This is a genomic window from Coleofasciculus sp. G3-WIS-01 (assembly GCF_040223135.1).
GTDB lineage: Bacteria > Cyanobacteriota > Cyanobacteriia > Cyanobacteriales > Coleofasciculaceae > Coleofasciculus.
In genome coordinates, this window is the sequence record NZ_JAVJZI010000134.1 from 1 (window position 1) to 7,491 (window position 7,491).

Genomic DNA, 7,491 nt, shown 5'->3' on the forward strand with positions numbered 1-7,491 from the left:
GCCGGGAGTTATAGCAGAAAATATCCAAGATGCTGAAGAAACATTAATTGTCTCTGTTCGGGTACAAAAGAAAACAGCGAAATGCCCCCGTTGTGGTCATACGAGCCGTCGTCTCCATCAAAATAAAAGACACTTGGTTAGTTTTGTGGCATTATCCTAACAGTTTAGCACACTAAGTACGGAAGACCCATTTTTGTATGTACATTTGACATGGCTTGCTCCTGAAAAGAGACAAAGATGAGTAGGGACAGATGTGCAAAAAATTCCTCCAAAAGCAATAATTATTCAAAATCTGGGTTAAAAAATTAACCCGAACGTAGGAATAAATAGGAAATAATAGGGAGAAGAAGGAATAGTAATGCTGTGTTGACCTCTTTTCACTTCTGTTTCACTAGCATTAAAATCGGTATTTATCCGCTCAATAAGAATTGACGCGCATCAAAAAGCCTTCAAGAGAAGGGTGGGGGGTGGGTGAAAAAATTTCCCTAACGTTTTAAGTCAGGGAAGTTACCCCGTTAAGGGGCAGGTAATTCTTACTGATTGCGTTCGAGGCGTGCGCGGATTTGTGCTTTATGCTTGGCGCGTCGTTCGCGTACTGCATCAATGTCGTTCAACCCGTATAGTTCGCGGGCATAGTCCAAAAGCTCTTTTAGGGTAGCGTTGGCATAATCAATTCGGAACTGAGCATTATGTTCTTTCCAGTCGAATTCAACTTCACCATTGCTAAAACGGGCTTGAGCTTCCAGTTCGCGTCCGAACAATCTGGCGCTAAGACTCTAGGAAATCCATTGAACAATTACCTCTTGAATTGGATCGTAAATAATTTGTTTAATTTGATATCTCTCGACAGATATTTGGGCAAATTCACGTTTGAAAAAAGCTTCATAAACACCTATAGTGCGATCGCCACCCTATACCAAAGTATAATCTTCTGTACCTTTAACCAACTGCATAACGAGTAAATTGGCGTTTAAAAGCGGAATGAAAACCCAGAACAATATCTGAAGTGGGTACACCCATTTCAACTAACCTTTCGGCAACAGAGTCTTCGGTACCATTATATTGAATCCAAATTTTGCCGTCTTGAATATCAAAGTGCATCACAGGGCCAAATACCCGCTTATCTCCTTGCCAACCTACATAAGCGAGTTGATAATGGTCATGTTCGCTATCAAATATTAACTCGGCTTTTACCGTATCAGTAGTGGTAGAAATTTGGGCGTGTTCGGTCAAAATCTGCTTGACAAATTGTCGGTATTGTTCTAGCTTATCCATTGCTTAATCTCCTCCAATTTAGGATCGTAAATTATCAGCTTGACTTGGTAGCGCCTAAGAGAGCGTTGGATGAAAGGAAGCTGAAAAAAATTCTGATAGGTTTCCAAGGGAATAGCTAAGTAAACAATTCGGTCTGGTTCTTGTTCTTCAAGTGCTTGGCAATAGTTAAGATATTGCCCCAAGGCAGTATGAAATGCACTAATGTCTGAGTCCCCAACAAAGCTTTTAATTTCTACAGCAATTTTTTCTGAGTCTCGTTCTGCTGCGATTGTAGTTTCAGCCGCCAAGTCAATTTGTAATTTGACTGCTTCACTGATGCGAATTGTGAGAGGGTCATGGGTGATATTCCATCCGTCTTTGATTAAGGCATTTTTAACCTGTTGATGGAAAACATCTTTAGCCATCGTGGATGCTCTTCATCCTGATTGTGGTTAACTATATTTTATTACTTCTGCTTTTACTCCAAAATTCAACCTCAGAACTCGCAGATCCAATGCTCCAATTCGGTGATTTAGGAGACATTCCAGGATTTATGCAAGAGACTGCCATGAGCATATCGCTCACACTCCAGGATGAAAGGAGACTTTCTTTCACAGTCTAAGGATTTATGCCAGAGGCGCGATCGCGAGAGCAGACGCACATCAAGTATCGCATAGCGTCCCCTTCGCGCAACCAGCGACAATAGAAGTCTCAACGCAAACTGCCGCTACTTTCTCTACAACCCCGAATGGACACCATCAAATACCTCCTGTCGGAAGACCTTTTGCCCACTGCCTGGTATAATATTCAGGCGGATTTGTCCACGCCTCTACCCCTCGTTCTCCATCCCCGCACCGGGCAACCCATTACTCCCGATGACCTGGCTCCCCTCTTTCCCATGAGTCTGATTGAACAGGAAGTCAGCCAGTCTCGTTGGATAGAGATTCCTGATGAGGTGCAGTCCATCTACCGTCAATGGCGACCTACCCCGCTTTATCGCGCACGCCGACTGGAGAAAGCCCTCGATACCCCTGCCAAGATTTACTACAAATACGAAGGCGTTAGCCCTGCCGGAAGCCACAAACCGAATACTGCTGTTGCTCAGGCGTACTATAACAAGCAAGCAGGCGTAAAGCGACTGACCACGGAAACCGGAGCCGGACAGTGGGGTTCCTCACTCGCGTTTGCCGGGGCACTGTTTGGGCTGGAAGTGCTGGTCTATATGGTAAAAGTCAGCTATAACCAAAAGCCTTACCGTCGAGCGTTGATGGAAATGTATGGAGCCAGAGTCGTTGCCAGTCCCAGTGAAGAAACCCATGCAGGGCGCTCAGTTCTAGCAGCGTATCCCAACAGCACAGGTAGCCTGGGCATCGCTATCAGTGAAGCGGTAGAAGTTGCCGCCCAAGATGAGGAGAGCAAGTACGCTTTGGGCAGTGTCCTCAACCATGTTTTGCTGCACCAAACGGTGATTGGACAAGAAGCCTTGGCACAGCTAGAAATGGCAGGAGATTATCCAGATATTGTCGTGGGTTGTACAGGTGGGGGCAGCAACTTTGCCGGAATCGTCTTTCCGTTTCTGGGCGCAAAGCTACGCGGTGAGCGAGATATTGAGATTATTGCCGTGGAACCCGCCGCCTGTCCAACTCTAACTCGTGGCAAGTACGCCTATGATTTCGGCGATACAGCACATCTGACTCCGTTAGTCAAGATGCATACCTTGGGAAGCACATTTGTACCGGAAGGCATTCATGCGGGTGGTCTACGTTATCACGGGATGGCTCCGTTGGTTAGCCATCTGGTTAACCTGGGACTCGCACAACCCCGCTCCGAATATCAGTTAGGTTGTTTCGCAGCAGGATTGACCTTTGCTCGTGTAGAAGGTATCCTTCCGGCTCCAGAAGCCAACCATGCCGTTAAGGGAGCGATTGATGAGGCATTAAAATGCAAAGAGTCTGGAGAGAGCAAGGTGATTTTGTTTAACCTTTGCGGGCATGGGCACTTTGATATGCAGGCGTACATGGACTATCAGGCAGGAAAACTAGTCGATACTGAGTACAGTGCAGAGGAAGTAGCGATGGCTCTGGCAGGATTACCTGTTGTCGGTTAAAGCGAATGAAAGCTGATTTTCTACCGCCCTCAGTTGTTGATATTCAAGACAAAGAGGCGATAGCGAAGCGCAGCAGCGCTTCGCTATCGCTCGTCTTGATTGACTCTGTTGGCTTCTCTGGCAGCTTTCCAGTTGGGCAATTTCTGCCGCATCCCTTGATTGAATTGGGGGCGAATTGGCTACACTTCCGCAAACAGGCTGCCCTCACTGCTGCTTTAGCGTTCCCAATAATTGACCCAACGCTGATTGATGCACTGCGTTGTTCTCTGCTGCATCAGGAGATGCCAGGATGGAAAGCAGCGATCGCGTCCTTCACCAAAAGTGGAGGTTATGCTAATTTGGGCGATCGCATCGCTCAGGTTCAACATCCCACCCTGATTTTGTGGGGAGAAGCCGATGATGTATTGGGGACGGACGATGCAACCAAGTTTAAACAGGCAATTTCAGGCAGTCAACTGATTTGGATTCTCAAAGCTAGTCATGTGCCTCACTTTGACCAACCTCAATCTGTTGCCGCGCATTTGCTGACATTTGCCCGACGCATCGGAAATTAATCGCCTATTTGTTTGTATTATGCTCACTCTCCAACTACCTGATGCGGATATTGTGTTCTACCCGTCTCTGCTAGAGGGACAGGAAAGCGATCGCTTTTTCACTGAACTAACTCGAACCATTGATTGGCGACAGGATTGGATTGCGATTTACGGGCGTTCCATGCCTCAACCCAGGCTGACGGCTTGGCATGGCGATCCCGGTATATCCTATACTTACTCTGGCATCACGATGCACACCTCTCCCTGGACGCCTACAATACTTGACCTCAAGGCAAAGGCTGAAGCGGTTTCGGGTGTGGTATTCAACAGTGTACTGCTCAATCTTTACCGAGATGGCAACGACAGTATGGGGTGGCACAGCGATGATGAACCTGAGTTGGGACAAAATCCAGTTATTGGTTCTCTGAGTTTAGGCGGAACACGGCGGTTCATGCTGCGGCACCGAGCCGAGAAAGGATTAAAGCATCAATTGGAGTTAACTTTTGGTAGTTTCTTATTGATGCAAGGCACAATGCAGCACTATTGGCAGCATCAAATTCCTAAAACTAAACGTCCGGTTCCTCCCCGAATTAATTTGACCTTTAGAGCTATTTTAAATTAACAAAAAGCAGCGGATTTAGCCGATAAAAAAACTTCCCCACTGCTGGCATTAAGGCAGTGAGGAGGTAGCCCTTAACGGGCAATCTTTGCTTACGATTCGTTGCTATTGCAATTTACTCGAAATCGTCAATCTCATCATCATCAACATCTTCGTCCAAATAGTGTAAACTTGGAGCAGTTCCACTGTTTTGGCGGGCAATCCGTTCGTTGCGGATACCCCGATGCTTGGCGCGGCGCTCCCGGATTGCATCCATGTCGGTTAATCCATACAGGGTGCGAGCGGCACGCATTAATTCCTTCAGAGGCGTTTCGCTGTAATCAGCGCGAAACTGAGTGTTGTGCGCTTCCCAATCGAATTCAGTGTCGTTAAAACGAGCTTCGTTAGCCAACTCTCGTCCCGATTCTTCCCTTAAGACTTCTAGTACCATCAAACGCAGTTTCTCGTTGTAGCTGATGCACTTGTCGAGCGCTTTAACGCGAGTCTTTTGAGAATTGGTAGTTTTGGCTGTATTCGTTTTACGAAGTTTGTTAGCTGTAGTCATTTTTCAGTTTTCCTTAATTCAGGTCTGTTCATATACACAGCAGCAATCGCTGCCTTTTGAAATTCTGTTTCTTGTTGGCTTTATCTATTAACACAAAATTGATGCCTTAGTTTTTCTGAAATTAGAAAAAATTACTCCGCTTTTCCTAAGCGGAGCAAAGTTGAATGCAAAAGTTATGAAGAGAGAAGCCTGAAAAGAAATTCTGAAGTTAAGGAGTTGCCAAAGATTATTCTAATTCTTCCTCCTCATCAGAATCCACTTCATCCTCAGCGTCGGAATCATCTTCTTCCTCGGTATCGAAGTCATCTTCAAGTTCCTCGTCCAAGTCGTCTTCGGATTCCTCTTCTTCATCGGTATCAAGCTCATCCTCTAGATCGTCAAAATCATCTTCGTCGTCAGATTCATCTTGTTTGCTATAGCTATTACGCTTGGCAAGTGATTCCTGATTAAATTTGACGAGATCTTTAATTGCTTCTTGCGGATCAAGCTCGAAAACGTCGTACAATTTTGCCATAACCAGGGCTATGACTTCGATATTGTGACGTAGGGCATCAGGTTGTCCGAATAAGGCAGGGAACACTTGGTTATTCCAACGTTGCCAGTTCATTGTCTTGCCACGTTTTTTCAACTGTGCGGCAATATCCAAGCCTATTTTTTCTTTGGTGGCGTGACCTATTTTGGTTTGGAGACGTTTTTCACGGAGTTGAATCTTGACTCCAAACTTTTTCAGGATAGTGGTTCGGACACGAGCTAGAAGTTCATCAGCTTGCTCTTCGACAGTCATTGTCGAGCGTCGGCTGACCTGAGATTGGGTCGCTGTTGCTGGATTTTTTGACTTAGCAGCACCGTTGCTTTTGCCATTAGAAGTTCTCGCTCCATTGGATGAGCGTGAGTTGTTTTTAGTTGTTGTAGTTGCCATGAAGCTTGATTAAATTAAACTACTTACTGGCTATTTGCGCCGTTAGGCGCTATCAAAGTTTACAATTTCTACTCTTTATAGCTTTGATGAGTTTTGTAGTTTTCATGCATTTGATAACGAGTCAGCTCCGATTAAAGTCGGGAGGAATCAAAACACTTGTAGGAATAAGTAGGTGAGTATTGCTTCGTACTCGACCGAAATAAGTAGTTGTGTGGATTAGCTAAATAGGTTAACTCATTCTTAAGAACTAGAGATAGGCTTGACTGTTGTTTAACTGTTGGTTGATGGCAAGTGTAACCCGTGCTAGGTGAATAGAAAGAGTAGCTTTGAGTATTTTCTAACGGTGAACTTATGCGTACCATCGATGATTGGTTAAGATTGGCAAATAAAGGCACTCCTATTGTTGGACTGGAATATTACACAACCGACCGAACCCGGGTGTTGACACAGTTTTACAGATGGGGGCAAGAACTCCAAATGCCAGTTCTGTTCTGGAACCCTGGCTATGGCTGCTTACAGGAAGTCGTCAGTAAAGACGGTAAGTGCATTCTACAAAACACCGACTTGTACTTAGACTCAGACGTGCTTCAATTCCTATTAGAAAGCGGGAGGGAGGGGATTTATATTCTTGAGGGGGTGTTAGATTTTGATGAATCTGGTCAGGTTAGCTACACCCGTGCGTTCCAACTGGCAAATGCCTATTATCACTCATCTTGGTCTGCCACTCGTCAGTTTTGGGTAATGCTGGAAAACTACATTCAGTTGCCGATGAACTTGCAGCCTTTGATTCCAGTATTGACTACCCCAATGCCCAATCGCGAAGCTGTGCAAAAGATGGTAGCATCGTTTTGTAGTCAAAACCCTTGGCTTGGAGGTCAAGAGGACGACTCGCTTCAAGCTTCATTGGTTCGAGCTTGCCAGGGGTTGTGCGTGATTCTCGATGGTTGGATTATTTCTTAAAAGACCCCGACAAACTGCTTGCTATGGATGGTAAAAGTGGTCTTGGTGGACACATAAAACGCATCCGTCGCTACGCTAAACAGCATTATGCTAATGACTACTTTGATATTATTCCTGTGATGCTCCTTGCAGCGCAGATGTCCCGCGAACCATCGCATAAAGAGCGTAAAGACAAGCTTTTCAAGGCAAGCAGGATACAAAATTTTCTTGACTCAATTCGCATATCTCTGGTTGAGCATGGGGTAATTAGGCGATCACAAACTCTACTCGGTTCTACAGTAGACGCAATTGAGCATCCTTACAAATGGGTGACAGAACAAGACCAAAGTTATCAACAGTTGACAGATACGCTAAAAAACAAGCGTGAAACTATCCGCAAAGGTATCAAGAAAGCAGAGGAAGACTCTCTTGAATCCAGGGTGAGAGCATCTCAATTAAGCTTGACAAAAGGAGTTGAGAACAGTAATCATATAGTCATTATTCATCGCCGCATGGAAAGCTTTTTTGCCTGAGACTACGCTTAAAGGATGTCTCCTGATTGAGTGCGTTAAGTGC

At 45.3% G+C, this 7,491-nt stretch carries 11 protein-coding genes; 5 read left to right on the plus strand and 6 right to left on the minus strand.

What is annotated here, in order from left to right:
• Positions 1-533: 533 nt before the first annotated feature.
• From RIM23_RS13335 to RIM23_RS13350, 4 genes are read right to left on the minus strand one after another with little or no spacing between them, the layout of a single operon-like run.
• On the minus strand, positions 534-761 hold the full coding sequence (locus RIM23_RS13335; protein ID WP_446367740.1) for a hypothetical protein: 228 nt from the start codon (positions 759-761) through the stop codon (positions 534-536).
• A 15-nt stretch (positions 762-776) separates the two neighbouring features.
• Positions 777-896: an element excision factor XisH family protein gene (locus tag RIM23_RS13340; protein WP_446367749.1), complete on the minus strand. Its 120-nt coding sequence runs from the start codon at positions 894-896 to the stop codon at positions 777-779.
• A 43-nt stretch (positions 897-939) separates the two neighbouring features.
• Positions 940-1,275 (minus strand): XisI protein, encoded by a 336-nt coding sequence (locus RIM23_RS13345; RefSeq protein WP_446367741.1) that lies wholly within the window; start codon positions 1,273-1,275, stop codon positions 940-942.
• Positions 1,263-1,679 (minus strand): XisH family protein, encoded by a 417-nt coding sequence (locus RIM23_RS13350; RefSeq protein ID WP_446367742.1) that lies wholly within the window; start codon positions 1,677-1,679, stop codon positions 1,263-1,265. Before RIM23_RS13350 ends, RIM23_RS13345 begins: the two co-directional genes overlap by 13 nt.
• A 323-nt stretch (positions 1,680-2,002) precedes the next feature.
• On the opposite strand from RIM23_RS13350, the gene RIM23_RS13355 reads away from it, so the two are divergent.
• From RIM23_RS13355 to RIM23_RS13365, 3 genes are read left to right on the plus strand one after another with little or no spacing between them, the layout of a single operon-like run.
• Entirely contained in the window at positions 2,003-3,361 is a 1,359-nt protein-coding gene (locus RIM23_RS13355) for a TrpB-like pyridoxal phosphate-dependent enzyme (protein WP_446367743.1), read from the plus strand.
• A 5-nt stretch (positions 3,362-3,366) separates the two neighbouring features.
• The gene (locus tag RIM23_RS13360; RefSeq protein ID WP_446367744.1) at positions 3,367-3,915 is read left to right on the plus strand and encodes an alpha/beta fold hydrolase; all 549 of its coding nucleotides are present in this window, start codon (positions 3,367-3,369) and stop codon (positions 3,913-3,915) included.
• A 19-nt stretch (positions 3,916-3,934) separates the two neighbouring features.
• On the plus strand, positions 3,935-4,516 hold the full coding sequence (locus RIM23_RS13365; RefSeq protein WP_446367745.1) for an alpha-ketoglutarate-dependent dioxygenase AlkB family protein: 582 nt from the start codon (positions 3,935-3,937) through the stop codon (positions 4,514-4,516).
• 112 nt (positions 4,517-4,628) lie between these two features.
• Here RIM23_RS13365 and RIM23_RS13370 read toward each other — a convergent pair whose 3' ends face one another.
• Both RIM23_RS13370 and RIM23_RS13375 read right to left on the minus strand, forming a co-directional pair.
• Positions 4,629-5,057 carry an aminoacyl-histidine dipeptidase gene (locus tag RIM23_RS13370; protein WP_446367746.1) on the minus strand — a complete coding sequence of 143 codons (429 nt, stop codon included), beginning with the start codon at positions 5,055-5,057 and terminating at the stop codon, positions 4,629-4,631.
• A gap of 226 nt (positions 5,058-5,283) precedes the next feature.
• On the minus strand, positions 5,284-5,976 hold the full coding sequence (locus RIM23_RS13375; protein ID WP_446367747.1) for a hypothetical protein: 693 nt from the start codon (positions 5,974-5,976) through the stop codon (positions 5,284-5,286).
• A 351-nt stretch (positions 5,977-6,327) separates the two neighbouring features.
• Here RIM23_RS13375 and RIM23_RS13380 point away from each other — a divergent pair, with 351 nt between their 5' ends.
• Both RIM23_RS13380 and RIM23_RS13385 read left to right on the plus strand, forming a co-directional pair.
• Positions 6,328-6,936, plus strand: coding sequence for a hypothetical protein (locus RIM23_RS13380; protein ID WP_446367748.1), 609 nt, complete (start codon positions 6,328-6,330; stop codon positions 6,934-6,936).
• On the plus strand, positions 6,921-7,448 hold the full coding sequence (locus tag RIM23_RS13385; protein WP_446367750.1) for a hypothetical protein: 528 nt from the start codon (positions 6,921-6,923) through the stop codon (positions 7,446-7,448). Before RIM23_RS13380 ends, RIM23_RS13385 begins: the two co-directional genes overlap by 16 nt.
• The last annotated feature ends 43 nt before the right edge of the window (positions 7,449-7,491 follow it).

Coding starts and splice junctions, on each gene's coding strand:
- RIM23_RS13345 (WP_446367741.1), bottom strand. CDS start 1,275: ATGGATAAGCTAGAACAATACCGACAATTTGTCAAGCAGATTTTGACC.
- RIM23_RS13350 (WP_446367742.1), bottom strand. CDS start 1,679: ATGGCTAAAGATGTTTTCCATCAACAGGTTAAAAATGCCTTAATCAAA.
- RIM23_RS13355 (WP_446367743.1), top strand. CDS start 2,003: ATGGACACCATCAAATACCTCCTGTCGGAAGACCTTTTGCCCACTGCC.
- RIM23_RS13360 (WP_446367744.1), top strand. CDS start 3,367: ATGAAAGCTGATTTTCTACCGCCCTCAGTTGTTGATATTCAAGACAAA.
- RIM23_RS13365 (WP_446367745.1), top strand. CDS start 3,935: ATGCTCACTCTCCAACTACCTGATGCGGATATTGTGTTCTACCCGTCT.
- RIM23_RS13370 (WP_446367746.1), bottom strand. CDS start 5,057: ATGACTACAGCTAACAAACTTCGTAAAACGAATACAGCCAAAACTACC.
- RIM23_RS13375 (WP_446367747.1), bottom strand. CDS start 5,976: ATGGCAACTACAACAACTAAAAACAACTCACGCTCATCCAATGGAGCG.
- RIM23_RS13380 (WP_446367748.1), top strand. CDS start 6,328: ATGCGTACCATCGATGATTGGTTAAGATTGGCAAATAAAGGCACTCCT.